Here is a 26,852-nt window from a genome sequence, read left to right on the forward strand (position 1 = left end):
AGACTCTTATGATTAACAATATAATACGATCCGTTTTCCTTATATTCTTGTTTTTTATTTCATTATCCGCAATAGGTGATGATATCAAAAATGAAACGGAAGGAGACAGGAGAGCTAAAGGGATTGAGGCTCGCGCCGACCGAAAATTCATTCGTCAGGATTTTGACGAGGCGATGGCTATTTACGAAACAGCCTTTAGTCATGCTTTAAGTTCAGGATATGGGGCAGCTTTACATCTGAAAGTAGCGCGTTTATACCTCACTCTGTTGGATTATGCAAAGGCTGTACCTCATTATGAGTCGGCCATGGCTATCTCCGGCAACTTATTCAGTACAGCGGATATATGTAATTATCTGGATGCCCTGCGTTTTTCTGGACAGCGGATGAAAGCCATTAGCCTGGCCCGACGGTATGCCTTTCGCGATACTTATCATTCAGATCAGCGTTACCAGAATATCTTACATGCTCTTAATTACGAAGATGGCTTTTTACCAATAGGGATACCCGAGTTTACAGTTCGGTCATTGGATAAAGTAAATACTTCTAATTCTGAGTTTTGGGTAGGTGTGAAAGCAGGTGAGTATTTTTATGCCAGCAGCAAGAGTCGTTTCCACGATCCGAATAAGAAATTCTACCACCGCAGCAATTATTTTTCACTGGCTGAAAGTTCCGTATATTCCGTTAGGAATGAAGGAGATATAAAAAAACGGATGTTGGATATGATTCCTTCCAGTTTGCAAAATGGCCCCATGTCGTTTTCGCGTAATATGACCAGAATGGTAGTAACTCAGGTTTATTATGGAAAAAGCGAAGGAATAGGAATGACAGCTCAGGGGCTGAATACTTTCCAGACCAGATTATATTATTCAAACTATGACCAGAAACGAAAAGGCTGGTCTTCCTTCAAAGAAATTTTCCATCAAATAGAAGGCAGCTCTTATTCTCATCCTTATTTATTCAATAACGACCGTTCGTTGCTTTTTGCATCGGATATGCCCGGCGGTTTTGGCGGGTACGATATTTATGTTACTCACTGGGACGACCGGAAAGGAACATGGGGTGAATCTGTAAACCTTGGCTCTCAGGTCAATACCGAAGGAGATGAAATCTCACCGAGCTTGTTTGATGATATGCTGATCTTTTCCTCTAATGGTCATATAGGATTTGGCGGTTATGATGTATATGGCATAACTTATGAAAACGGACATACCGTAGATGGAAGCCTGGTACATTTTGACTATCCGATAAATACGGTTCACAATGATTTTAGCTTGCTTCATATCGACGAAGACCGAGGATACATTGTTTCGGACAGAAAAACAGCAAATAAAGATGATATATTCTACTTCGAGCGGAATATATCGGACAAACGAAAAAATAACATGCTTTTTGGCATATCAGAAGCTAAAGCTGTAAGCAATGGATCTATAAATCTAATAAGGGACGAAAATAAGAGTCATACAGGTCCTTTAAAGGAGGCTTTGCCCAGTAGCCGGTTTGTAGAACATGTGTTGAGCCTCTATTTCGATTTTAACTCTTATATGTTAGGCGCAGAATCGTTGAAAGCCCTTGAGGCATGGCAAAAAGAATCTGATTTCAGCAAAATAGATACGCTCGTCATGGAAGGTTATGCTGATGAAATCGGAGGAGAACAATATAATCAGGTTCTTTCTGAACAAAGAGCTGTCGAAGTCGGAAACTGGATGAAAGATAACGGTATAACGGCTAAGCTGTTAATGCAAGGTAAAGGACAGATTGCGGCCGATATCGATTTTTCCTCTTTATTATCGCAATTCAGCCAGGAATTATCAGGTAAATCCCTTTACCAATATCTTCCATTAGAGAATAAAATACGACTCAACCGGGATGTACGGCGAGTAGATATAAAAGCAATAACAAAATAAATATTATTACAATGCAGTTAAGAAGGAAATTGTATGCCATTTTGGTCGTTTTGGTTTTGTCATCGACATATCCACTAATCAATATTCATGCCCAATACATGCCTGTCGTTTACGACAGGACATATGGTGAAGACATCACATACCAGTATACCTGCCCTGTCACAAACGGGGAGGTAGCCCTGATAGGAAGTAATGACGGTGTTACTACGGTCACATGGATCAGCAGGGATGGATCGGCTGTTGCTTCCCGTACTTTGACGAAAGGGTTTGAGTCTGTAAACAACGCTTACCACATAGGTAATAGTAAACTATTGATACTGGGGCAATCCCGGGATTGGCTTTCGAAGAAAAAAGACAAAGGCGTTTACGGCAGATTTATTATAACTGATAAAACAGGAGAAATACTTAAAGATATTAATGTCGGAGAAATCGGTAGTGAACTGTTCTGCGGACAGCAGCTTCGGGACGGCAGCTTTGTATTAGGAGGATATGAGCCGCGCTCCGGAAGCGTTCGGGCAGGTATGCTTGCCAAGGTGGATTCTACCGGCAAAGTAGTTTATAAATATATTTCCGATGAAGGTGGTCCATGTATGGGTTTCGATGTACTCGGCAGTTCCAGGGAATATATACATGCGGCTTTTACAGCCGAAGAAGGTACTGTATCTGCTGTGGTCAGGCTCGACAGTAATGGAAAACCTGTATTCGTTACAAAATTACCGGAACCGGAATTTCATCTCTTTAAAATGATTACGGCGGAGGATGACCACATATTCCTTATCGGAAACAGCCAAATAGCCGGTGGACGAATAATGAAAATACGTCCGGAAGGAGATATTATATTCAGCAAAGAGATTGTACCGGCTTCGGGCGAGGCTTCCTTACAATATTTATCTCTGGCAAAGAACGGGAATGTTCTTGTTGGTGGAAATTCAGCGGATAAGAGTTACTATTCCCTGTTGCGCAATGATGGTACAGATTTGCAGAAGTATATAATGCAGGGAACTATTTCGGGTATGGAAATGAATCCTGTTTCGGGAGAATCTGTTATTGTAGGCTATGATACTGAACGTGGTCGCGGCACAATGATAGGATTGTCTAAAGACGGACGCCAGATATACCAAAAGGCTACTGATGGTAATTTCGATCAGGTACATATGACAACAAACGGTATATTCTTAACCAGCAGGTCGAGCGGACGGGTATGTATGTTGTCTGCGTCAGGTGAACTCCTGTTCGATCGTTATGCTATAGAGGATGACAAAAAGATGTTTGAAGAAATACTGTTCACACCAAACGGGGATATCCTGTTTAAAGATATGAAAAACCGCCTGATAAAATTAGGGCATGGACTATATGTGTCGGATGTAAAGATAAACAAACCGGTAAGTGGCTTCACAACTGCTATCTTCACCATCACACTTACCGGTTATCCGACAACAGACCAGGGCGCCCCTATACCTGTAAGGGTAGAATATCTGACTACAGACGGTACAGCCAACAAAAGCGACAACTATCTTCCTGCCAGGGGTAGCCTGTCTTTTGTCCCTTCCAACGATGGCACAGCACGATATATGATAAAGCAGGATGTAGAAGTCCCGGTGAAGGCCAATAATTTGATGGAGGGGCGTAAAATGTTCGAACTGCGCCTGGCAAATGTGGAGCAAAGCTATATGGTGAAACCTGTCGGTGTAGGAGATATAGAAGATCAGGAAGTATTGGTTAAGTTGATGGGTACACGTGACGGACTTGAAGGTGCACAGGATATTATATATGAACTGGGGATCTTCAAAACAAATGGCGAAGCATTGATCAATGCTACAGGCTCTGATATTATAGTGGAAGGTATTTATGGAAAAGGCACCGCAGATAATTTGGACTTTGACATGGGAGTCAGCCCGCGCATAGTTATAGGAAGGGGTGCCAGTTCCGGTAAGTTTAATGTGAAAACATTAGAAGACACCCGTTATGAATTACCTAAGTCTGTGGTTGTAGACTTCAGAAAGATATATGCGATCAATGATGCGAATATCAATTTCGAAAGCTCAAACTTAAGCTGTACCGGTACAATTATAGATCAACCGGCACATATTGCGATAAACTCGCTGGGCGACCATGGCAGAATGAATAGTATTGTTTCCGGTTTCTTCAAATTCGCCCTGTTAAGGGCTTCGGATGGAGCTTTGCTTACAAATGCCACAGGAGGAGATATTGCTATTTCCTGTTCAGTAGATACTCAGACAACAGCAGAAGAAGGTAAAGACTTCGTATTCACGAACCGTCACGATTTACGTATCTGGGGCGATGGCAACCGTAGTGCTATTAACCTGAGCGGTATTATTCTGCATAACCCGGATAATAAAGGAATTAAAAAATTGGCAGTAGGCATAGACTCTGTAAAGAAACCGGACAATGCTCCTGAAATACAGATTTCTCCCAAAGAATCTATCGCCGGATTTTCAGTTGTCGAATAATAAGTGAAGTATGATGGGAAGCCGGGGTCGTTAGCAGTTAAAATTTAATGAAAAGTAAGACATGAAACACATAAATATTCCTTTGATTTTATCGTTCAGACATTCACAGATAAAAGAGTTTGTAATGTACACAGGTTCTCGTAAAGGGGCTATCACCTGTGACATTACGGAGGTAAGACCATCCGACTTGTGGAAAGATGAGATAGAAGAAAAAGAAAATCTATATAAAGAGATGAGAGTAATTTTTATAGATGATTCCCGGCTAAAAATCATGCCTTACGGCTACTTCTACAGATACAGGATGAGAAACGGAGTTGTGGAAATTCTGGTTTCCGGAAAAGACAAATGGATACCGTTCGCCTATGGGAACAGGGATAAGTTGACAATAAGATTGGGATTGACAGGTATAGTGGATATTAGCGGTGTAGAAAAGAAACGTTCATTGAACTACAACGAGACATGCTGGAGTGCATTCAACTATGCAGGCCTGTCCACCTTATCCTTACTGAAAAACGAAAAGAAAAAAATAGCCTGGTGCAACATCCACTATGTTTTTCAATAATTAAGACGCTGACTCAAATGCAAAGAAGAAAATTGATAATGGAAAAAATGAATATAAAGAAACATACTTATCTGCTAATGTGCATACTGGCAGGGGCACTTATGTATTCATGTTCCGGAGATGAATCACCAGCTCCTGAAGGTCTCAAACAGGGAACCTCTCTTTCTATTTTACTTAATGCCCCTCAGCAAGGGAAAGAGAAATCTTCCGGTAATCCGGATATAAGCGCTGAAAGTAAGATATACAGTCTCGAAGTGCTTGTATTCAAATCGGAAGGTGAGTCGGAAGAAGGAAAACTGGATGGATATGGATATGTTGCCCGTCAGACAAAAAATGTAACCGGACAAATTTACGATAAAGAATATATAGAGATAAATGAAATAAAAGATATAACCGTTACAGCGGGGAAACGGGATATTTATGTGATTGCAAATGCTCCTGATAAATATTTCAGCTCAGTTACCAACAGCCAGGATTTCCTGAAGAAATACGAAGATTTATCAACACAGGGACGCTATCCTTATCCGGGGACTACAACCCCGAATGCGGACGAAGATTTACCGATTGGAGGCATAAATCCTTCCAATCTGAAAATGAATCTTACCATGTGCAATTATAAAAAAAATGTATCCCTTAACAATTTATATGATCACCAGTATCTGGGATATACAACAAATAATGGTCGTCCCGACGGCGTTGACCCGGGTCAGGGTTGGTTGCTGGATGGCTCTAACCCTTTCTACATAGAGCGCTTGGCAGCAAGAATTGCCATACGAAAAATTGAATTTGACCTACCTGCCAGTCTGCCTTTTGAAGGGGTTAGCTATCCTTCAAATGATTATACCTTTCAGATAGATTCTGTGTTCATGCTGAATACAAAGACAACTTCAAAATTTGCAGCTGATTCTCAGATTGGATTTACCGAGAAGTTTGGTCATGGATGTCAAACAGGTTATTCTTTTTTGAATAATTCAACCCGGATTTACAATCTGAATCAGGATAGTGAGCCGGCAGATTATCTTATGGAAGCCATAACAGCGACTAATTATGATATTAGTACAAATGCGACGCCTCTATGGTTCTACGCATTTGAGAATGAAAGCGGTAGCTATCCCACTTATCTGGTAATAGGTGTAAGATACAATTTTAAAAGTTCTAAAGATAACAGTCTCAATACTCTCAAGTGCTACTATCCGGTAATAGTAAATCAGCCTAAAGCGGGAAAACCAGCAGATCATGACTATGTTAAGCGTAATTATCAATACCAGATCACAGCTACTATAAAAGGATTGGGAAGTATGTACGGAAATCCTACAGCCTTGAAGAATGCGCTGGCAACAGATTCGGAAGTTGAAATAACAGAAACAGTGGGACGGAATCTCTTCCCTTGGACAGGAGATGTTTACAAGTAAAAAGAAATGATTATGAATAAAAATATCATTATAAGCTTATCCTTTAATTGCATGGATTCATTTACGAAAGCATTCGGGTTGTTTGTCATATTCGCCTTAATTGCGCTTTTGTCCGGATGCGACGGAGATAAAATCGTGGGAGAAGAAGAACCTCTTGAGACAAATATCACGATGACTTTAAAGTCAGGTACCGATCCTGTATTCCTGAATAACGCTTTAATATATGTGTTTACCAGCACTGATAAGTTTGTAGAAAAGAAATTGAATATAGTCAGAAATGATAATAAGCTTTCTACTTATATGCCTGTGGGTATATCGAATCTTGTGCTTTTGACATGTAATACGGATATAGCCGGAAAAGTAACCCTTCCACCTTATGGGGGAGCAAATACTTATCCTATGTGGAAAACGGGTTTTACCACTTCAGCAAATGAGTTTTTAGCACAAACTCCGGCAGAACTCAGATACGCGTCGTTACCAAATACGGTTATAACCGAAAATATGAAGACGGAAAAGCAAGCTACGATGAACCGGAATGTGGCAAAAATACAGGTTATATTAAAGGATTATACCGGCTTTGACCAGATACATTCAGGAAGAAATGATTATGCATTTGTCGATCTGCTGGATGTGCCTACAACGCTGGATTGGTCTGGCGGATATTATCCCGGTAAAGACAATCCGGACCACTCGGGAAATATACCGGTCAGGGAGTATTTCAACTTTAATGCCCAATTAAAAGCCGACACTGTAAATTTTATAGTTCCGGCGCACAGGGGGTCTGATGCTTTCGAAACACAGCATATAGATACCACAACTCACAAATTGCGATTGCGTACCAGTATGCCGCTGAAAGGACAGAGCTACTTCGGGAAGACTCCCATCGAGATATCTTTTGTACCTAAAATTAACCGGATCATACAACTCATAGTCACTTTCAGGGGGGAACCGGAAACAAATCTAAGTATAAATATAACTGTTAAGGATTGGGCTGATCCCATCGATCAGGAGATAATATTTGAATAAATTAAAAGAGCAAGTCTATGGAACCTAAAAATATATGTTCAAAGGCACATTTACTGATTATTTTCTTCAGTATCTCACTGTTCGCAGTTGCGCAGACAAAAGAAAATAATAAGGATTTACTGCAAGGGAAATGGGTACTGGAGAATGTTTGTGTTGATGATGCAGGACGTACGCTATATATTGATAGCTCCAGTAGTTACGGTGAATTTTACTCCGGAATAGAGATCAAAGAAAATATAATATGTCTTAAAGAAGATGAGACGAAAAATCAGGAAGTGAAATACGAAGTGGATGGGAACTTTCTGGGATTTGACCTTTCATCCGGACAATCGTTCATCGCTGAATGGGCTGTACTCGACGACAAGTTATACATGGAGTTCAATAGTTCTAATCCCTATAATACATCAAAGGAAATTAAGATTTTACTGATTTATACAAAAAATAAGTAACATATTTTCATCCTAGTAGTGAAGTAATAAATGTAAAGAAATATGCAACATTTTACTGTTTTACATAAAATATTTTCTAACGGTTCTTTTCTTCAGAAAGGCATAAGAAAACGTTTGGTACAGGTACTTTCAATTCTGTGGTTAGGATTTATAACGACAGCCGTGCAGGCGCAGACTGTGGTTACACACAATATAGGTTTAAGAAGTTTGACTATACCGGGTAATTCTTCCAGTAATTATATTATTACCGGGACAACCACGGCTAATACTATCACAATTCAATCCGGTTACCATGGTACTGTCACATTGGACAATGTATCCATTACATCATCAAAGACAGGGTTGACGGGAACTTCAACCAAGGGAACCAGTACAGATGTATCGTGTATCACTGTTCTGGGAGAAAATGACCGATCTAATCTCAATCCTGTTACTAAAGTCAATTTTATATTGAAAGGAATCAACGCCCTTACGTATACACAAAATAACTATTGCGCTATCCAGGTAAATCAGGGTGCGCAGATACATATCAGTGCTGATAATCCTGATGATAATTCTTCCGGAAAGCTAACTGCTGGATGTACAGTCGGTGCAAGCGGTAGTGGAGGAGGTGGAGCTGCTATTGGCGCACCTAATTTTAATTCCGGGTATGGGCAAGGGACTTCTTCTTCAATTACCTGTAATGCAGGAAGTAATGGTGGGTCGTATAAAAATACAGCCGGAGGGAATATTATTATTTCCAGTGGAACGGTAATAGCTAATGGAGGACATGCTGCTGGTATTGGTGGTGGATGGTACACATATTATAACGGGATAATCCTAATATATGGAGGTGATGTAACAGCCAGCTCGAAACGTCATGCGGCAGGTATCGGAAGCGGGTGTCCGACCGGAAGCGGAGTTATTGGATGTTATGCGGATAATAGCGCAATAATATCATTGCCACCTGCAACTATAGAAGGTTATGGAGCAGGGGAAACAAATACGGTAGTTCCTGATCTGGCACTGGCAGGAGCAAAAAACATAACTTATATAAACGATCCGAACAAAACAAAAATCACAGTGCATACTGAAGATTATCAGCCTGATGCGAATATTTATCTCGATCTGACGCAAACCACAGGTCTGGCAAATATATTTACCCAGCTGGGGATTGACTATGATTTGAAAAAGGTGAGGGTTGGGAGAACCGGTGCGGACGGTAAATTTGTTTTCAATGCACATTTTGAACAGCTTACAACATTCTTTACCGATGCATCCAGTAATAGTAACGGGCGTCCTTATATGCCGGTAGTGACCACCGTTATAGGAAATCAGGGTAGTACAAGAGACATAGAGCTACCACTTTTGAAAACAGATATTGCCTTTACTGATTATGCGTCAACTCCTCTTGAGGTTGGTTATACGGCTCAACAAGCATGGAACAATGCTTATAGGATAAAGATGGAATACAAAGACAATGAATCTATGAGTAATCTTACGTTTAAACTTCAGGCCGGGACGGCAAGTAATTTTACAGGGATTAAATTTCTGGCGGCAGACGGAATTACTGTAGTTTCTGCGCCCACTACCTTAATCAAAGGCGATGTTTATTATATAGTTTTACCTATAGTGACAGGTAAGCAGATAGGTGTGTATTCTGATGTCCTTCTTATTAACGGGAACTGGAAAGGTATCGCCTTACCCGGCTATATCCGCAGGATAGGTATGCAAAGAGTTGTAAGTAATGATACGGGTATAAATGAACATATTAAAGTAACCGCTTCACCCAATAAGTCTATATTCCTGACATCGGCATCAAATAAAAATGTAGAGTTGGCCTTGAATATAAATCATACAGGTACAGGGGTTAATTATGATCCGCTTGATGTAAAAGCCAAATATATAATAACAACAGAAAAGAATTATAGTGCAATCACTACTTCCGTCAATGACTGGACGAATCTGAATATACCTGATGGTATTAATACGGATAAGAAAACGACTGTCTCTTTTAACGGAGCAAATATAAATAAAAGGACCGGTTATTATATTCACTGGTATGTAGAATCGGGTGTGGTATATGCACATAGTCAGGACGTAACTAATCCTCCGCTTACATACGGCGGTTTTGGACCCTATATAATTGCTGATGCTGTGACAGCCGGCACATTGGCTGGTAATCCGTATGTATGCAGTGGACAGATCCCAACCGAAATAAAAGGAGAAGCCTCCTCGGGTGGCAGTGGTGATTTTAGCTACAAATGGCAGGTAAGTACCGACAATGTAACCTGGACCGATGCTCCCGGCACGAATAATGCACTTAACTATACTCCGGCTATATTGACTGCATCTCCGGCTTATTACTGCCGGACAACTACAGACAATCAGTATGGAGGAACCTATTATAGTAATGTTTTCTCTATCGGTATAGTAGCAGGTGGTCAGACACTATATTGGAAAAAAAGTGCTGCCAACAATAATTGGAACGATCCGTCCAATTGGGTTGATGTATCGGGAACAGCACTGAATATGGTACCTGTTTCTTGTTCCAACGTATATATTCCGGGAGGTTTAACTGTTTATCCATCGCTGGATGCCAATAGCACGCCGGTTGATGTGTACGGTATGCCTATATGCTGCAACATAACATTCGAATATGGAGCGGAGCTGGCATATCAGCACAGACTGACTTATGAGAAAGCGTATATCCAATATAACTGGGGTTATTATGGGAATATGGCCGGGGTAAATTATGGAAATCAGCCGGTTGGTAATGCCGGTATTTCGGGAACAGCAATGCTACGGGATAAGTGGTATGCACTATCGGCTCCACTGAAAGGAATGGCCACAGGAGATTTTGCTTTTGCGGGATATCCTCTGACATGGCAGGCCGGATTTGCTTTATCAGATCCCCAAACCGGAATAAAAGGAAGAGAGATTGAAGTTGGTGATTTCAGCAAAAAGTTCTCAGCTAATGATGTGCCGTTAAATGAAACAAACAATGCTATTGCTGTAAAAGTTGCTTTATATCAGAACTCTGTCGGTTATGCAGACCATCGCAATCTTGAAGGTCTAAAAGGAATAATAGAAATCCCGTATTTTGAGAGTGCTGAAAAACTTCCTTATTATCCGGGACACAGCTACGACAGGTTTACGAAAGAGAGTAAGTTCTTCTACTTCAACACGCAGACATTACAACTGTTGTATTCCCCTCTCGGGCGGATGAAGCGTGGCAGCGAAGCTTATAGATTTATTTATGAAGAAAACGGAACAGCCCCCAATATTACCGTCTCAGGTTCCCCTGCTTCGGTCCCTGGCTATGAACAAAAGGTAAAAAGGAATAGTAGCACATCATTGAAGGCCATGATTGGTAATCCGTTCCTGGCACAAATAAACTCCGGTCATTTTTTAGATATAAACAATTCGGATGCTGCCAGGAAAAAAATAAATGAAACGGCAGGATACCAGTTGTTTAATAGTTTGGATGGTACATGGAAACATTACTCTTTCTCAAACTCCAACTATATTCCAGCATACCAGTCGTTTATAATCACCCTTATGGATGAAGAGGTAAACCTGCTTTTTCCTCTCGAAGGAACTTATGCTCTTACAAGCCCAATTACAGCCGGCAGTTCTTCTTCAGTTTTAAGTGCGGGAAGCTTATATCTGAAGTCCGTTACTGGTAATGGGACGGAAGGTGATCGTTCCGTTCTTGTATCCTACGGGCCTAAAGCGGAATCGAATATATCCAATGTTAAGAAAATGATTAGTTCGCAAGGGTATGCTATACCGGAAACATTCTTTATTGCTACTGATAACAAAAGTTATAATCTGATTCAGGCATATGAAAAAGGAATTAGCGAAATAGGAATAGGAGTAAAATGCTCTGATACTAAAAATACACTTTCGCTTACCTTCGAGAATGCAGATCGATTTTTATCTGCCAGTAATTTATACCCGGTACTTGTTGATAAATATTTAGGAGTTAAACAAAATCTGGTTTTGAATAATACCTATGATTTTACCCAACGTCCGGTGGATTCTAAAAATGAATATATCGATGCCGATAGGTTTGCTTTACAATTAATATCGCCCGATAATCTGTTAGAGCCGGAACCGGGCTCCGATATAAGTATCATATACAATAATAAACAGTTGGTAGTTAATGCAAACCGGAATATAGAACAGATCCGGATATATGATGTCCTTGGGCGCCGTATATTTTCTGATATGAAAATAAATACCAGCCTTTATGTAAGATTCATACCGCTAAATCAGGGTATCTATATTGTAAAAGTGCATACTAAGGAGGGAGGAATAAAAGTTGGCAAAATAATAGCACCTTAAAAATTAAAAAAATATGAGCAACATTCAGCAAATATTGGAAAAGGAAAAGTCTAACGACAAGCATATCCGCCTATACCGGATCGATGGGTACTGGCTTGCCTTTGAGCGTTCAGCTTTCAATTTATTCTCGGTCTGCAACGTAGATATGATTCTCAAGATAAAAGACGTCCGGGAAGAAGGAAGCAGTATCCTGATTGTCATCGTGAAGGACGGGGAACCTTGCTTGTTCAATCCGCATTTCACAGTTCTCGACAGTTCGGAAAATGAAATGCTAATAGCCAGCCGTACGATCTGTAAGGGATTCGCATTCTGGAAAGACAGCTTGATTCCGAGGTTCAGAAAAAATATTCATCCGGCCTCTGAGGAAGATATTCCTCATATGTTCCAACATTTGAGTTTAGAGATGTTGCTCTGTTAACAAAAAGACATAATGACCGGTGTCAAATCCGGCATCATAAATTATAACTCATTAACAATTAACAAAATGGTAATGATTTCCGAAAATTTATCTGATTATATACATATTGTACGAAGGGATAGAAAAAGGGCGTTGCCCGTGCTCAGGAGACGTTGTAATAATCCGGTAATAGATATAAGAGCAATCCTGATTGGAGGATGTGGTACTATTATGGTGTTTTTATTTGGTATGATAACTTTTATGCTGCTATGAAGACACTCTTTATCACGATATTGTTCCTTGCAGGTACATATACAGCCGGTTCCCAAACTATCGGAGTACAAGCCGGGATTCGGCTCAATACGTCTGCTATAAGATATGCCGGAGTGGATATAAGCCGTAAAGCCGGTTTTGAAGGAGGCCTCTCTTACCAGCATCCTATAGGTTTGCCCGGATTGAATTTTCGCGCTGCAATACTTTATTTCAATCAGGAATTCAGTCTGGAAAACGATATGGGAAACAATACCGGAATTACCTACCATTTTATGGAAGATAATCTGAAGTTGCCGTTGATAGTTGAGTGGACTCCGTTCCCGGCACAAATAAAACCTTTTGTACAAGCGGGCTTATATACTTCTTATGCTATCTCAGGTAACATAAAGGACAGCGATTCAAGGAATAGTATAATATACGAGAAAGCAGGACACCGGCTCGATTATGGAATTGTCATAGGTGCCGGAGTTTATCTGACCCGGCAGATTATTCTGGATGTCAGGTATGAACACGGATTTGCCGGCCGTAATTTAATGCTTGGCGATCAGACGGTGTATGTCTGTAATAAAGGGTATTCAGCCTCATTATGTTATCTTTTTTAATATATATTGAGATGTTTAATAAATACAGAATAAATAAGGGTTCTAATGGCCAGAATCCGGATTCAAGGTCTCTTAGTATTCTCTCCGGTTCTGCAGAACTGAAGGGTGAAATCAAAATTGAAGATGACTTTAGAATAGATGGTAATGTGCATGGAGATATCTATAGCGGCGGTAAGGTAGTTATAGGCATTGAAGGCTGCGTCAAAGGTAAAATAGTTGGAAAATCGGTTGAAGTCATTGGGAAGATCCTGGGTGATGTGATAGTCTCTGACGTTGTTGTTTTGCGTGCCTCATGCTATTATGAAGGGCAGATAACAGCCCGTAACATAGAGATCGAAGCCGGAGCCAGTTTCTTTGGCAATTGCAGGATGGAAGAAGATGAGATCCTTGAAGATGCCAAGACCAGTATATTACCAATGGTGGAAAATGAGTAATAAAAATAGAATGGATACCGCAATGTAGTTTTGTAAAGTCTGTTGTGATTATATAAGCTGGGAAGCCAATGTAATCAACCCTGCAACTAACCTTCCCCCCCTCTTGGGAAGGTTAGCAGAAGGGTAAACAGAGCAATAGCAAATGGAGTTTCTGAAATTTGTTTCAACCGGAATAACTATTTAAGATTGTGGAATTCATAAATTCCTACATTTTTCATTTGATTAAGATTGAGTTAAGAAGAAATTAAAGATAGAACAGGATGATAAAGAACAGAATTATTTTAACATTAATGAGTGGGCTGCTTGTGGCCATCTCATTACAGGCGGATGGAGGTAAAACCCGGGATAAAGGAAAACCGGAGTCCGGGAAAAAAATTCTTACAGAAGAATTTAAGGATAGAATTACCGGGTGTGTTATCACTTACGAGTACTATAAAGATCCGGAGGGCAAAAAAATACTTCACGGCAAATACAAGCGGCAGTGGTCTCTACCCAAGGATGACAGGGGTAACTGGTCGGGACGCGAAGTCATAACGGCAACATTTGCAGATAATAGGTTGAATGGTGTTGTAACTATTAACTGTGAAAAATATAAATGGCAAAGGAAAAGTGAGTTTATAAAAGGAAAAGGTAGGAAAGTGTCGTTAATTCCGGTAGAATCTTATGTCGTTAATAATCTAAAGTTAACTGTAAAGAATGATACACTGGCCGGAACATTCAATTTCGAGCTCGGAAACCTGAAGTATGAAGCATTGGGGAAGGTGAATGAAGCCGGTGAAATGCAGGGGAAGTACACCCTTTATAGAAAAAATATTACTGAAAGTACAACCAACCCCCGAAATATAGGATACGACTGGGTGGTCGAGGAACAATATTTATGCGACCCCGATTATACGTATAAAGACGCTGCCCCCAAAGTAGCAGAAGTGGTCCTGGGCTATCCGGGGACTTCCAGAAGCGAACAGATACGTATCAAAATACCTAGGCTGAGGTTGAGTATATCTCCAAAGTAAAAAATATATCAAGGACTAAATTATTAATATGAAAAAAAGTGCTAAATCAAATATATCGTCATCCGTTTTATTATTGTTGCTCTTGTTGATAGCCATATTTGCTATGTTTGTTTCCTGTTCTTCAAATAAGATGAGAGGCAAAATAGAAATAGAACGGCTTTTCATGCAAACGACAAAGCCTGAAATAGATTTTGTAAATAGCGGAGGACTACAAGGCCAGGGCGGACCCCGGACAATATCGGAAGAAGTATCATTTACAAATCCCGAAGACCAATCTCTGGAAGAGAATGAAGTCTTCGCCAGTAAAGCGACCAAATTAGATACCAGTAAAGTTTATAAGTTATCGGAAGTAGTTATAAAGGTCAAATCATATTTTGCACCAGAGCGCGATGGGAAGGTTAATCTTGACTTTAATATCATTGCACCGATTGATGTTTTAGACCCTAATTGGCGGCTGGTACTTGTACCCAAGCTTATAGACGGAGATTCTATCTGCCGCTTGGATACGGTCATCCTTGTGGGAGAAGGCTTCAAAGATAAGCAAACCGGGGATTATGAGGCTTATGAAGACTTTCTTTCTACCATCGTCGATCCTTCAGCCTACGATTCTTTGTTCGTAAACTGGAAAAGTTTGTACAAAGAAATTCATAAAGTGCAACGGCGCAACTATGAAGATTATCGGAATCAATATGAACTGGTAAGGAACTACGAGAATTGGAAAAAGATGAACGAAATGGAATTCTTGAGTATGGAAGCTCTGGCTATGCGTCACAAAAAACATATGTATAGCAAATATTGGCGTAAAGCTGAGAATCAGGTAATAAAGAATAAAGAGAGCGGAAAAATCTGGGACGGTATACATGAGAAATACGATCAGAAATATAAGAAAGACTATGTGAATTTTCTGAAAGATGTATTCTCTTTACACTGGCTCGATAGTGTTACGATCGATCTTAATCTGCATGCACAAAAAGATAGTATCTTAAAGAGAAGCCATGTGCCCCGCAAATATCGGGAGATACACGCAAAGAAGCTGACCTTAAATGACATGAAGGCGCAAGCTTTTACGCGGGAAGATTCAGCCAGGATAGCAAAGCATCACTACCTGATAGATGAGATCGTGCTGAATGAGCTTAATATAAACCGTAAAGATGATATATTTAAAGAAACTGTTGAATTCCCTTACCGGTCCGGTCCGGAAGGATTGAAAATAGATACGACGATCACAGCAGAGAATGACGTTATTTACCATTATCGTCAGCCATGGATGGTAAGGCCCGGTATGAAGAATCTGAAGATAGTTCTGGAATCAAAGGCAGAGGCTATAGATCGCTCTGTATTTGTATTTCCCACTTCTGATACTCTGACTTATTTTATAGCCTCATTATCACAATTGGCGGATGGTGATCTCGCCACAGACCGCAGGAAATTGCATAAATATCTCTTTGATAAAGGAAGTGTACAGCCAGATTACAAGACGCGCAAATCATATCAGTTTGATGAGAGTATAAATCAGGGTGTTTTTGATAAATTAGTGGAAGCGTACAATACTTATGCGGCCAAGCCTGAATATTCAGTGGATAGTATAATTATACAATGTAGCGTAGATTTACAAGGTGATTGGGAATCTAACTACGAACAATCACTGCGCCGGGGAAATGCTATTTCCGCTTTTTTGAAAAATAAGATTGCCGCACCTTTAGTAGTTAAGCCTAAAGGAGAGGATTGGAGTGCCTTGGTTAAAGAAATCCAATTGCGGAATGATTTGCCTAATAAGGCTGCTATACTGGATACATTAACGAATGCCGTCTATCCGGACAAATCGGAAGAAACTATCAAAAAAATATATCCTGAAGATTACAGGATTATCCGGGATGAAATATACCCGAAACTAAATCGTATTGATTATTTTATCGAGCTGTGCAGGACTGATATTGAAAAAGATACTATCCAGGTTACTTATCGTGAAGATTATGCCGATGCAATCCGTTTATTAAAAAACGGGGAATATATGGACGCTCTTGAAATATTGGCGGCTTATGGTGACTATAATACGGCCTTATGCCTGGTATGTCTGGGGTATAACGATAAGGCTTTAACTGTATTGGATAAATTACCGGAATCTCCGCAAAATGAGTATTTATCGGCTATTATATTTTCCCGTAAAAAAGATGATAAAGAGGCCGCCAAAAGACTGATAAACGCCTGCAAGTTGAATCCTGATCTATACAATAGAATAAGATTGGATTCGGAAGTAAGCGAACTGGCAGACAGGGTCAACCTATGGCCACGGCTAAGTAAATATTAACATAATATATAAATATAAGACAGTATGAATTATATCAGAATTATATTAACACTAGGGTTCATGGCTGTATCCTTGGCAGCTTTTTCACAAACGGATTCCAAAAATTCGATAACTTCGGAGTGGGAAAATATATCGTTGGGTAAACTACAAAAGAAACCCCGGTTTAAAGAACCTATGATTTCTGTTCGTTTTATATCGGAAGAAGGAGCCCGTTTTTTACACCTTTCTCTTAAATACATGTTCACTGATGCCGTGTTTGAAGAGGCAGTCCCGGTGGAATATTACAAAAATGAAAAGCTCGAATGCGTTACGGATAAGGGTAAGTTCGAACTTAGGGCAGTAAGGTATGCTAAAGCCAGAAGGATGAGTACTGTTGCTCAGAAAACCGCAGACATAAGGGTTATTTTTGGCGGAGATTTATCTTTTCTAAGTAATAATCTGATGAAAAATTTTACCGTCCATTATGCTCAAGGTTATCAAAACATTGACCTGAATGCGGAAGAAGCAACTCATTTGCAGGAGGCATATAATAAATTCTTGTCAACGTTGCCTAAACCTAAAGAAACACCTCATGTAAAGATCGAAGGCGTAGCGCCAAAGATTGTGAGGCCCGATACCGTACAATCCAGCCAAAGCTCGCTCGACCGGCTTCGTAAACAGGCAAGGAACTGGCGGAAATAATCAATCTGAGAACTTGCAGGTACCTGAATTCCAGTAAAGATGAAATCTTATCCTCCTACTGTTTTTTAGGTTCCTGCTTACTTTTACATGGCACTGGTACGACCTTCATCGATACTTCTTACAAAAATGGAGTGTTAGCAGGAGGTTTGATAGCCATTTCCCTATATATAATTGACAAGATTAAAAAAACAGACAATGGACACATATTTTTTTCTTTTGGCCGGATGTCAGGTTATATACTGGTTATTTATTATTTTAAGTATGAATAGAGTCCCTACAGATATTGATCTATGGGGTGAAGAAGTTGATTAATAGATTATCAACAGTCATATGAGTCTATATTAGTTATTTTTACATTAATTAACCGTATATTGTTAAAACCTGACACTTCTGACACTTTTCTTACTGTTTTTAAATCGTTATTTTTATATCTGTTAACTATATTCAGTTAAAAAGTAACAAAGGTAACAGAATACAATTAAGAATGAAGAATGAAAAATTAAGACCAACGGTCAGCAGAGCTAATTCTTTTGTCATGCTGAGCGAAGCGAAGCATCTCCTTCATGAAAAATTTATTTCATAAAGACCCTGAGGCGTAAAATCCATTTTTCATTCTTTTATCCTCGATTTTTTACTTTTATTAACTATATATAGTTAAAAAGTAACAGATATATCAGTTAGCAGTAAACAGTCATTAACCCGTAAGATGTAAAAAAAAATGCGCCTTTGCGTCTTTGCGTGAAACAAAATAGGGTGCTAGCCAACTTGTAACTTGTAACTGCCCGCAGGGCGCAGTAACTTGTAACTCTTAAAAAAGGTAACAAAAGTAACAGATATATCAGCTAACAGTAAACCAACTTGTAACCCGTAACTGCCCGAAGGGCGAAGTAACTTGTAACTAAAAAAGTACACATGTTACACTTTTTACTCAATTTTATTTTTTCTCATTACGTCAAAGAACCCTCCATCTTGTAAACTGGTACACTATTTACCAATTTGCTGATTAATTCCTTCAAAGACTAAAAGCTATCATATACATATAGATAAACTTTTTAAATCCCGCTTACATAAAATCGCTTATGCAAATTTAATGCGGTTGTCCTGGCTATTTTTTAGATATTGCCTTGGTTTCTTACAAATTTTGTATATTTGATTTCTACAATAACCTAACCTGGACATTCATGTTGAAAGATGAGCTAGTTATGCAAAACTTTAATGAGTTGTTTTCTGTATACCGGAATCGCTTCATCTTATTTGCAATTAGCTATGTCGATAACAAGGAAGCAGCAGAAGATATCGTCATGGATAGCTTTATGTATTACTGGGAAAAACGGAAAGAATTAGACGATACATCAAACATACCCGGATATATACTTACCACAATAAAGCATAAATGCCTGAATTATCTGAAACATAAATTACATGTAGAAAAGACTCACTCAGAAATTAAGTCTCATCAAAGCAGGGTTACAGAATTAAATATCTCATCACTGGAAGCCTGTGAACCTCAGGAGCTGTTTGCAAAAGAACTTGAGGCTTTGATAATGGATACGCTTAACCAATTACCGGAACCCTCCCGGACTATTTTCATAAAGAGCAGACTTAAGAATAAAACTTATAAAGAGATTGGACATGATTTGAATATTTCAGAAAAAAGTATTGAGTATCACCTAACTAAAGCGATAAAAATATTAAAGGAAAATCTTAAAGATTATCTCCATCTTCTCATATTGTTATCATTCTTCAAATAAGAAATAGTTAATATTGGTTAAATTAATTGATCCTGACAGGGATTTGTCTTTTATAAATGCTTTATATATATGAACCAAGAATTTGACAAGAATATAATGTATAAGTTCTTTACCCGGAATATCACTGCCGGTGAAGAACAACAATTATTAGATTGGATTGATGAATCCGGGGATAATAAAGATATATTCTTATCCGAAAGGAAAATGTACAACCGGTTGATCCTGAATATCGGAGAAAAAAATCTTATAGATTCAGCAAGCGCTGGAGAATACAACAAGGTCAAAAGAATACCGGTGTGGATAAAAGAAGTGCTGAAAATATCCGCTGTGATCCTGTTGGTCTTAGGCGGTGCGTACTTCTTTAACAAGCATCAGTATAATAATTTGCAAACTCTTTCAAATGAGATTGTTTTACCGGCGGGAGAAAGAGTTAGCCTTACTCTTTCCGATGGAACAAAAGTATGGGTTAACGCGAAATCAAAATTCACTTATCCTGCCTTGTTTGGAGATAAAGAGAGACGGGTACTCTTGGATGGTGAAGCCTTCTTTGATGTGACAAGTAATAAAAAACTACCTTTTATCGTTGAAACGCCGAAGGGAGAAGTAAAAGTATTGGGTACAGAATTTAATGTCGATGCTTACTCTCATTCTCCCAAAATGACTATTTCATTATTTAAAGGTAAAGTTGAGTTTTCCGGTATAATGCTGCCGAAGCCTGTTATATTGGCTGCTAACGAATATTTTGAAAGTGTAGGTAATGAATACACCGTAAAAATGCTGGAAAATTATTCTGCTGCGATGTGGAAAGATGGAATAATAGCATTTAAAGATACCCCGTTCCCGGAACTTATAAAAACCTTTGAGAAATATTATGATGTGAAAATATATATCCAAAATCCGAATTTATCAAATACGGAGCTTACCGGAAAGATACGGGTCAATGACGGGATAGAGCATGCCTTGAAAGTTATTCAGAAAAATTCAGACTTTAAATATAAAAGGGACAGTGAAGAGAATAATATTATATATATAAATTAGAAAAACACTTATTATTAACCTAAAAATCTAATCGCCTATGAAAAAATAAAAAACCTGAAAAACATTTGAATCTAAAAAAATCTGTCGATGCGACCACACCGACAGATAAGAGAAAAAGATTTTATCATTATTTCCATAAAAACCTTTAACAATGTAAATATATGAAAATTATAACAAAAACAGATGTTTTTGCTACTAAAAACGTCTGTCATAAACAATTATTAAGAGTGATGAAACTTACTTCTTTCTTTTTAATCGTTTTTGTTTTTTGTCTAAATGCAGGGAATCTCAGTTCACAAAACATAAAGGTAACCTTAAATCAAAAAAATGTCACGTTAGAAACAGTTTTGAACAAGATTGAATCTCAAACGGATTATTTATTTGTTTATGACAAGTCAATAAACAAAGACCGCATTGTATCTGTAACGGAGACAGAACAAACATTAGCCGATGTTCTGGAAAACCTATTTAAATCTACCAATATTTCTTATTTTGTAGAAGGAACCAATATTGTCCTTAGCACAAAAAATATCGGATCGAAGGACACTCCTCAGCAGCAGCGTACTATAACAGGTACCGTTCGAGACGAGAATGGAGAAGCTATAATAGGTGCTTCGGTTTCCATAGAGGGAACAACCAAAGGAACCTTTTCAGATATTGACGGACGATTCGAAATTTCCCTGCCGGCCGGAACTTCAAAACTGATGGTATCCTTCATCGGAATGGTAACATATGAATTTACTGTAGGTGCACAGAATAACTACAATATTATTCTTAAAAATGCGACCGTGACAATGGATGAAGTCGTAGTCACAGCCTTAGGTATCAGAAGAGAGGAAAAGGCCCTTACTTATAACGTACAAGAAATCAAAGCCGAAGAATTAACGACCGTAAAAGATGCCAACTTTGTCAATTCTCTTGTAGGTAAAGTTGCGGGTATTACAATCAATCAGAGCGCATCGGGTATAGGAGGTTCTTCCCGTGTAATAATGCGTGGAACCAAATCGTTGCTCGGAAATAATAATGCACTCTATGTTATAGATGGTATCCCCATTTATAATACAAAGAACGATCAGCCCGAAGCCGCTTACGAATCGCCCGATGGCGGAGACGGAGATGTCATGTCATTTCTCAATCCTGAGGATATAGAATCTATATCTGTCCTGTCCGGGGCTGCCTCAGCCGCGTTATATGGCAGTCAGGGTGCGAACGGGGTTATCTTGGTAACGACAAAAAAAGGTAAAGAAGGCCGGGTACGGCTTAATTATTCGAATAGTACCATGTTTATGGCGCCATTCGTTAAACCTCAATTCCAAAATACTTATGGAACAAAGGGTACGGAATTTAATAGTTGGGGGGCAAAACTGGATAAACCGACATCATACGACCCTATGGACTTCTTCCAGACAGGATATACAGAAACAAATTCATTAAGTGTATCGGCCGGAAACCAGTATAACCAAACGTACGCTTCGGCATCTGCTCTTTTAGCCCGGGGGATTATCCCGAATAATGATTTGAGACGTATAAACCTGACAGTCAATAATACTACCAGCTTAATTAAAGATAAGCTAACGCTCGATCTCGGCTTTTCATATGCAACCCAAAAGGATAAAAACATGTTGATTCAGGGGCAATATCACAATCCCCTCGTACCTCTTTACCTGTTTCCGAGAGGTGATGATATCAACAAGTATAAAGTATATCAAAGATATGATGAAGGCCGTAATTTCTCACTGCAATACTGGCCATATGGTAATCAGGGTTTAGGAATGCAAAATCCGTACTGGATAGTTAACCGGGAAGCATTTGAAAACAAAACAGACAGGTATTCCATCAATGGCGCTCTGATTTATAAACCGGTAAACTGGCTGACATTGACCGGACGGGCATTGAGTACATTTACATCTAACACGTTTGAAAGAAAAATTTCCGCTTCGGCTGATCTTCTCTTTGCCTCCGAAAAAGGAAACTATATGCACCGGCAGACAAGCAATAAGCAGTTATATGCGGATTTCTTAGCCACAGTTGACAAACGGTTTGGTGACGATCTTAGCTTAACCGGAGTATTAGGAGCTTCCGTTCTCGACTTTAAATATCGTCAGAGCGGAGCCGAAGGCCACCTAAGTATAATCCCCGACTTTTTCTATTTAGGAAATTTAGACCTCACCCATCCCGAATCAAGACTCCTGCAGAATGATTATAACGAGCAGACTCAATCTGTTTTCGCGACAGCCCAGTTAGGTTACAAGAGTATGCTTTATATGGATCTGACCGCACGTAATGAATGGTCTTCCGCACTGGCATATACAGACCACGGAACAGCTTTTTTCTATCCTTCTGTCGGCTTGTCGGGTATAATAAGTGAAATGACGGATTTAAGCTCCGTAGTCTCATTTCTGAAAGTAAGGGGGTCTTATAGTGAAGTGGGAAATGCCCCTCTCAGATATATCACGATGGTAAATTATGGGCTGAAACAAAACGGCAGCCTCGATCTGCTGCCGTTTTATCCGGCCCGGGGTCTGAAGCCGGAAAGGACAAAAGCTTATGAAGTTGGGTTGAACACGAAGTTTTTGAATAATATGCTAAGGTTCGATATAACATATTACAATACGAATACTTACAATCAGCTATTTAAAATAGATGCGTCTACGACTTCGGGCTTTTCCTACTATTATCTGAATGCCGGAAAAGTAAACAACCAGGGCGTCGAAATTTCATTAGGACTGGATAAAAGATGGAGGGATTTCCAATGGAGCTCAAACTTTACTTACACCCTGAACCGGAACAAAGTAAAGAAAATGGTAGCAGCCGGGACAATAGATCCGACAACTAACCAGCCGATGGAAAACGGCATGAATGAAATTATAGCCAGCGAACAGGATGCATACCGGATGGTAATAAAAGAAGGAGCCGCTATGGGAGATATCTATGTATATACACTAAAAAAAGATTTAAATGGGAATGTATATGTAGACCCTGTTAACGGAACTGTAAGCGCCGATACCAAAAACTGGGTCAGGGCAGGAAATCCGGCTCCAAAATATAACCTTGGATTCCAGAATACCTTTAGCTATAAAGATTTTTCTCTGGGCTTTTTATTCGATGCCCGTGTCGGAGGTGTCGGAGTATCGGCAACTCAGGCTTTGATGGACCGTTACGGTGTGTCAAAAGCTTCAGCAAATGCCAGAGACGCCGGAGGGGTTGCCGTTAATGGCGGCCTGCTGAACCCCGAAAATTATTATTCCGTAGTTGGGGGAGGTACGACAGGTATTCTGTCCGAATATGTCTATAGTATGACCAATGTCAGGTTGCGGGAAGCCAGTCTTAGCTATACCCTTCCGGCAAATCTCTTCAAAGGATATGTTAAGAATGTGACCCTGTCTGTGATCGGACGCAATCTGTGGATGATATATAACAGAGCTCCGTTCGACCCTGAAATCACGGCTTCCACAGGCACGTACTATCAAGGATTCGATTACTTTATGCAGCCAAGCCTTCGTAGCTTCGGGTTTAATGTGAAAGTAGAATTTTAATAACTTAAATGAAAAACATTATGAGATTCTATAAAATCCACAATATCACACATAATCTGTGTTTAGCATTCTTACTCTGTTCTGCTTTTCTTTTTTCTTGTACTGATGATTTTGAACGCAAGAATACCGATCCGAACAGAGCCTTAGAGGAGGATATAAAAAAAGATTTATTGGGTGTCGGAGGATTTATTCCGACAATGCAGACAGATGTAATTCCAACGAGCGACGTGGGTGCTAATGAATACCAACGTGCCCAAAACCTGACAGGAGATATCTTTTCGGGATACATGGCTGCTATCGGCCAGTGGAACGGCTCAAGTAACAATAGTACCTACAATATGGATTTCAGCGACTGGAATGATGTAGGATTTAATGTAGCTTACCGCTCTGTAATGTCTCCATGGAGCCAGATAAAGGTAAAATCCGGAGAATACGGGGTGCCTTACATTTTCTATCTGGCACAGATAATCAAAATTGCCGGTATGCACCGTATAACTGATAATCACGGACCTATCCCCTACTCTCAATTTGGTAAAGGAGCTATGGGGGCAGCGTACGATTCCCAAGAGGCTATTTATAAATCTTTTTTTGAAGAACTGGACGAAGCTATTGCTGAATTAGACAAATTCGTGACGGCTAATAGTGATTCCGGGCCATTAGCAAAATACGACTTAGTATATAACGGTAATATCCGCAGTTGGATAAAATTTGCAAATACATTAAGGCTTCGTCTTGCTATACGGGTAGCTTATGTAAATCCGGATTTGGCAAAAGAAAATGCGGAAAAAGCTGTGAATAACAGCTATGGCGTCCTTACCGACAATATGGAAAATGTCACCGTGAAGTCAGGTAAAGGCTATACAATATCCCATCCGTTAACTGTCATATGGAGTTCATATAAAGATACTAAAATGGGGGCGAGTATAGAATCCTTCCTGAAAGGATACGAAGATCCCCGGTTAAGTAAATACTTTAGGCCAGCTGTTTCAGGATCTTACAACGGGGTTCGCAACGGGGTAGTGATATCGAATAAATCAAGATATGAGGATCTTTCAAACCCGAATGTAGAAGCTTCAGCTCCTATACAATGGATGTGCGCAGCCGAAGCCTATTTCCTTAGAGCAGAAGGAGTGCTGCGGGGATGGAATATGGCAGGCACAGATAATTTATCTTCGGCTGAAGATCTATATAATAAGGGAATAGAGGCCTCATTCGCTCAGCATGGAGTCTCGTCCTCATATACTTCATACGTTGGTAATAACACATCTGTCCCTGCCCGGTTTAGCGATGCAGTAGCTTCCAATAGTATCAATCCTCTTTCAACGATTACTATAAAATGGGACAACTCGGCATCATTTGAAAAGAAACTGGAGCGTATTATTACTCAAAAATGGCTGGCTATGTATCCTGAAGGACAAGAGGCCTGGAGTGAATTCAGAAGAACCGGTTATCCTAAGATATTCCCCGTAGTAACTAATAATAGTTCCGGGAAAATAAATACCGATATTCAGGTAAGAAGAGTCCCTTATCCTAAGACTGAATATACATCGAATCTGACCAATGTCACAGAAGCTGTAAGCACTCTTCTCGGAGGGCCGGATAATGGCGGCACCAAAGTTTGGTGGGATAAAAAATAATGTAGAATAACAAAATACGAAAAGTATGAAAAAATATATATACATATCTATCTTTTTATTTGCTGCAATTGCATTTGCCACTTCGTGTGACAATGAATGGACGGAGCCGAAAACAATAGATGTGGATCAGCCTGAAATTGGCTCAGACGCTTATTTTGCCAATCTGAGAGATTATAAACAGTCTGACCATCAGATTGCGTTTGGTTGGTTTGGAGGCTGGACAGCTGCCGGCCCGTCGATGGTTACCCGTCTCTACTCCATACCCGATAGTGTAGATATGATAGGCTTATGGGGAAATATGTGGCATAGGGATAAAATGACTCCTGAAAAAATTGATGATTTGCGACTTACCCGGGAAGTAAAAGGAACGAAGATACTGGTGACAACCCTTTTAGGCTGGACCGGAAAAGAGTTGCCAAACATACCCGAAGAAAATTGGGGAACCGACCGCCAGGAAGGATTACGCAAATATGCAAAGGCACTCGCTGAAGAAATTATCGACCTCGGTTTTGACGGACTGGATATCGACTATGAACCGAATGTGGGAGGCCAGACAGATGTAAGGGATTGCCCCAGAGGCGAGGACATGATTGTTTTTGTTCAGGAGCTTGGAAAATATTTAGGGCCGAAGTCCAATTCCGGTAAATTATTAGTAGTCGACGGAGAATTGGATGTACTGCCTGAAGAGACTGGCCCCTATTTCAATTATGCGATAGCCCAGGCATATTCGACAACCAGCGGCAGTAACCTGCAAAGCAGGTATAATAGAATCAGGTCCATATTCAAACCCGAACAATTCATTGTTACGGAAGACTTTGAAGCCCACTGGAGGACCGGCGGGGTCAGCTATACCGAAACGAATGGAAACAAAGTACCATCTATTTTAGGCATGGCCAAATGGAACCCAACCCAAGGGGTAAAGGGGGGATGTGGTACTTATCATATGGAATACGAATACAGGAATACAGAGATGGAGTACAAATACCTCCGTCAGGCGGTTCAAATAATGAATCCTGGAGTAAAATGAAT

Annotated in this window: 18 protein-coding genes; all 18 read left to right on the plus strand. The window is 39.8% G+C overall.

From position 1 onward, the window contains the following. The first annotated feature begins 8 nt into the window (after positions 1–8). The 18 genes from ACYQ3L_RS15895 (at position 9) to ACYQ3L_RS15980 (ending at position 26,850) form a co-directional block, all read left to right on the plus strand. Positions 9–1,904 carry an OmpA family protein gene (locus tag ACYQ3L_RS15895; RefSeq protein WP_380001267.1) on the plus strand — a complete coding sequence of 632 codons (1,896 nt, stop codon included), beginning with the start codon at positions 9–11 and terminating at the stop codon, positions 1,902–1,904. Between the two features lie 11 nt (positions 1,905–1,915). After that, a complete protein-coding gene (locus ACYQ3L_RS15900) occupies positions 1,916–4,375 on the plus strand; it encodes a Calx-beta domain-containing protein (RefSeq protein ID WP_380001265.1) in 2,460 nt (819 codons plus the stop codon). Positions 4,376–4,436: 61 nt separating this feature from the next. Then, positions 4,437–4,937, plus strand: a complete 501-nt coding sequence (locus ACYQ3L_RS15905) for a hypothetical protein (RefSeq protein WP_380001263.1) — start codon at positions 4,437–4,439, stop codon at positions 4,935–4,937. 17 nt (positions 4,938–4,954) lie between these two features. After that, on the plus strand, positions 4,955–6,349 hold the full coding sequence (locus ACYQ3L_RS15910) for a fimbrial protein (protein ID WP_380001261.1): 1,395 nt from the start codon (positions 4,955–4,957) through the stop codon (positions 6,347–6,349). A gap of 12 nt (positions 6,350–6,361) precedes the next feature. Beyond that, positions 6,362–7,375: a FimB/Mfa2 family fimbrial subunit gene (locus ACYQ3L_RS15915; RefSeq protein ID WP_380001259.1), complete on the plus strand. Its 1,014-nt coding sequence runs from the start codon at positions 6,362–6,364 to the stop codon at positions 7,373–7,375. 17 nt (positions 7,376–7,392) lie between these two features. Then, on the plus strand, positions 7,393–7,824 hold the full coding sequence (locus tag ACYQ3L_RS15920; RefSeq protein ID WP_380001257.1) for a hypothetical protein: 432 nt from the start codon (positions 7,393–7,395) through the stop codon (positions 7,822–7,824). A 42-nt stretch (positions 7,825–7,866) separates the two neighbouring features. Next, positions 7,867–12,153, plus strand: coding sequence for a T9SS type A sorting domain-containing protein (locus tag ACYQ3L_RS15925; RefSeq protein ID WP_380001255.1), 4,287 nt, complete (start codon positions 7,867–7,869; stop codon positions 12,151–12,153). A gap of 13 nt (positions 12,154–12,166) precedes the next feature. Next, a complete protein-coding gene (locus ACYQ3L_RS15930; RefSeq protein WP_380001253.1) occupies positions 12,167–12,571 on the plus strand; it encodes a hypothetical protein in 405 nt (134 codons plus the stop codon). 248 nt (positions 12,572–12,819) lie between these two features. Beyond that, on the plus strand, positions 12,820–13,425 hold the full coding sequence (locus ACYQ3L_RS15935; protein WP_380001251.1) for a porin family protein: 606 nt from the start codon (positions 12,820–12,822) through the stop codon (positions 13,423–13,425). A gap of 11 nt (positions 13,426–13,436) precedes the next feature. Continuing rightward, positions 13,437–13,859: a bactofilin family protein gene (locus tag ACYQ3L_RS15940; protein WP_380001249.1), complete on the plus strand. Its 423-nt coding sequence runs from the start codon at positions 13,437–13,439 to the stop codon at positions 13,857–13,859. A 260-nt stretch (positions 13,860–14,119) separates the two neighbouring features. Then, a complete protein-coding gene (locus tag ACYQ3L_RS15945; RefSeq protein ID WP_380001247.1) occupies positions 14,120–14,872 on the plus strand; it encodes a hypothetical protein in 753 nt (250 codons plus the stop codon). Between the two features lie 28 nt (positions 14,873–14,900). Next, on the plus strand, positions 14,901–17,180 hold the full coding sequence (locus ACYQ3L_RS15950) for a hypothetical protein (protein ID WP_380001245.1): 2,280 nt from the start codon (positions 14,901–14,903) through the stop codon (positions 17,178–17,180). A 24-nt stretch (positions 17,181–17,204) separates the two neighbouring features. Next, a complete protein-coding gene (locus ACYQ3L_RS15955) occupies positions 17,205–17,861 on the plus strand; it encodes a hypothetical protein (protein ID WP_380001243.1) in 657 nt (218 codons plus the stop codon). A 1,202-nt stretch (positions 17,862–19,063) separates the two neighbouring features. Further along, the gene (locus ACYQ3L_RS15960; RefSeq protein WP_380001241.1) at positions 19,064–19,612 is read left to right on the plus strand and encodes an RNA polymerase sigma-70 factor; all 549 of its coding nucleotides are present in this window, start codon (positions 19,064–19,066) and stop codon (positions 19,610–19,612) included. Positions 19,613–19,681: 69 nt separating this feature from the next. Then, positions 19,682–20,650, plus strand: a complete 969-nt coding sequence (locus ACYQ3L_RS15965) for a FecR family protein (RefSeq protein WP_380001239.1) — start codon at positions 19,682–19,684, stop codon at positions 20,648–20,650. A 347-nt stretch (positions 20,651–20,997) separates the two neighbouring features. After that, a complete protein-coding gene (locus tag ACYQ3L_RS15970; protein ID WP_380001237.1) occupies positions 20,998–24,186 on the plus strand; it encodes a SusC/RagA family TonB-linked outer membrane protein in 3,189 nt (1,062 codons plus the stop codon). Positions 24,187–24,206: 20 nt separating this feature from the next. Further along, a complete protein-coding gene (locus ACYQ3L_RS15975; protein ID WP_380001235.1) occupies positions 24,207–25,823 on the plus strand; it encodes a RagB/SusD family nutrient uptake outer membrane protein in 1,617 nt (538 codons plus the stop codon). Positions 25,824–25,848: 25 nt separating this feature from the next. After that, the gene (locus ACYQ3L_RS15980) at positions 25,849–26,850 is read left to right on the plus strand and encodes a glycoside hydrolase family 18 (RefSeq protein ID WP_380001233.1); all 1,002 of its coding nucleotides are present in this window, start codon (positions 25,849–25,851) and stop codon (positions 26,848–26,850) included. The last annotated feature ends 2 nt before the right edge of the window (positions 26,851–26,852 follow it).

The sequence above is a fragment of the Dysgonomonas termitidis genome (assembly GCF_054657735.1).

What these genes read in the sequence shown, in the direction of transcription:
- ACYQ3L_RS15945 (WP_380001247.1), top strand. Translation starts at nt 14,120, where the DNA reads ATGATAAAGAACAGAATTATTTTAACATTAATGAGTGGGCTGCTTGTG.
- ACYQ3L_RS15975 (WP_380001235.1), top strand. Translation starts at nt 24,207, where the DNA reads ATGAGATTCTATAAAATCCACAATATCACACATAATCTGTGTTTAGCA.
- ACYQ3L_RS15960 (WP_380001241.1), top strand. Translation starts at nt 19,064, where the DNA reads ATGCAAAACTTTAATGAGTTGTTTTCTGTATACCGGAATCGCTTCATC.
- ACYQ3L_RS15980 (WP_380001233.1), top strand. Translation starts at nt 25,849, where the DNA reads ATGAAAAAATATATATACATATCTATCTTTTTATTTGCTGCAATTGCA.
- ACYQ3L_RS15910 (WP_380001261.1), top strand. Translation starts at nt 4,955, where the DNA reads ATGCAAAGAAGAAAATTGATAATGGAAAAAATGAATATAAAGAAACAT.
- ACYQ3L_RS15905 (WP_380001263.1), top strand. Translation starts at nt 4,437, where the DNA reads ATGAAACACATAAATATTCCTTTGATTTTATCGTTCAGACATTCACAG.
- ACYQ3L_RS15915 (WP_380001259.1), top strand. Translation starts at nt 6,362, where the DNA reads ATGAATAAAAATATCATTATAAGCTTATCCTTTAATTGCATGGATTCA.
- ACYQ3L_RS15925 (WP_380001255.1), top strand. Translation starts at nt 7,867, where the DNA reads ATGCAACATTTTACTGTTTTACATAAAATATTTTCTAACGGTTCTTTT.
- ACYQ3L_RS15930 (WP_380001253.1), top strand. Translation starts at nt 12,167, where the DNA reads ATGAGCAACATTCAGCAAATATTGGAAAAGGAAAAGTCTAACGACAAG.
- ACYQ3L_RS15900 (WP_380001265.1), top strand. Translation starts at nt 1,916, where the DNA reads ATGCAGTTAAGAAGGAAATTGTATGCCATTTTGGTCGTTTTGGTTTTG.
- ACYQ3L_RS15895 (WP_380001267.1), top strand. Translation starts at nt 9, where the DNA reads ATGATTAACAATATAATACGATCCGTTTTCCTTATATTCTTGTTTTTT.
- ACYQ3L_RS15955 (WP_380001243.1), top strand. Translation starts at nt 17,205, where the DNA reads ATGAATTATATCAGAATTATATTAACACTAGGGTTCATGGCTGTATCC.
- ACYQ3L_RS15940 (WP_380001249.1), top strand. Translation starts at nt 13,437, where the DNA reads ATGTTTAATAAATACAGAATAAATAAGGGTTCTAATGGCCAGAATCCG.
- ACYQ3L_RS15950 (WP_380001245.1), top strand. Translation starts at nt 14,901, where the DNA reads ATGAAAAAAAGTGCTAAATCAAATATATCGTCATCCGTTTTATTATTG.
- ACYQ3L_RS15965 (WP_380001239.1), top strand. Translation starts at nt 19,682, where the DNA reads ATGAACCAAGAATTTGACAAGAATATAATGTATAAGTTCTTTACCCGG.
- ACYQ3L_RS15920 (WP_380001257.1), top strand. Translation starts at nt 7,393, where the DNA reads ATGGAACCTAAAAATATATGTTCAAAGGCACATTTACTGATTATTTTC.
- ACYQ3L_RS15935 (WP_380001251.1), top strand. Translation starts at nt 12,820, where the DNA reads ATGAAGACACTCTTTATCACGATATTGTTCCTTGCAGGTACATATACA.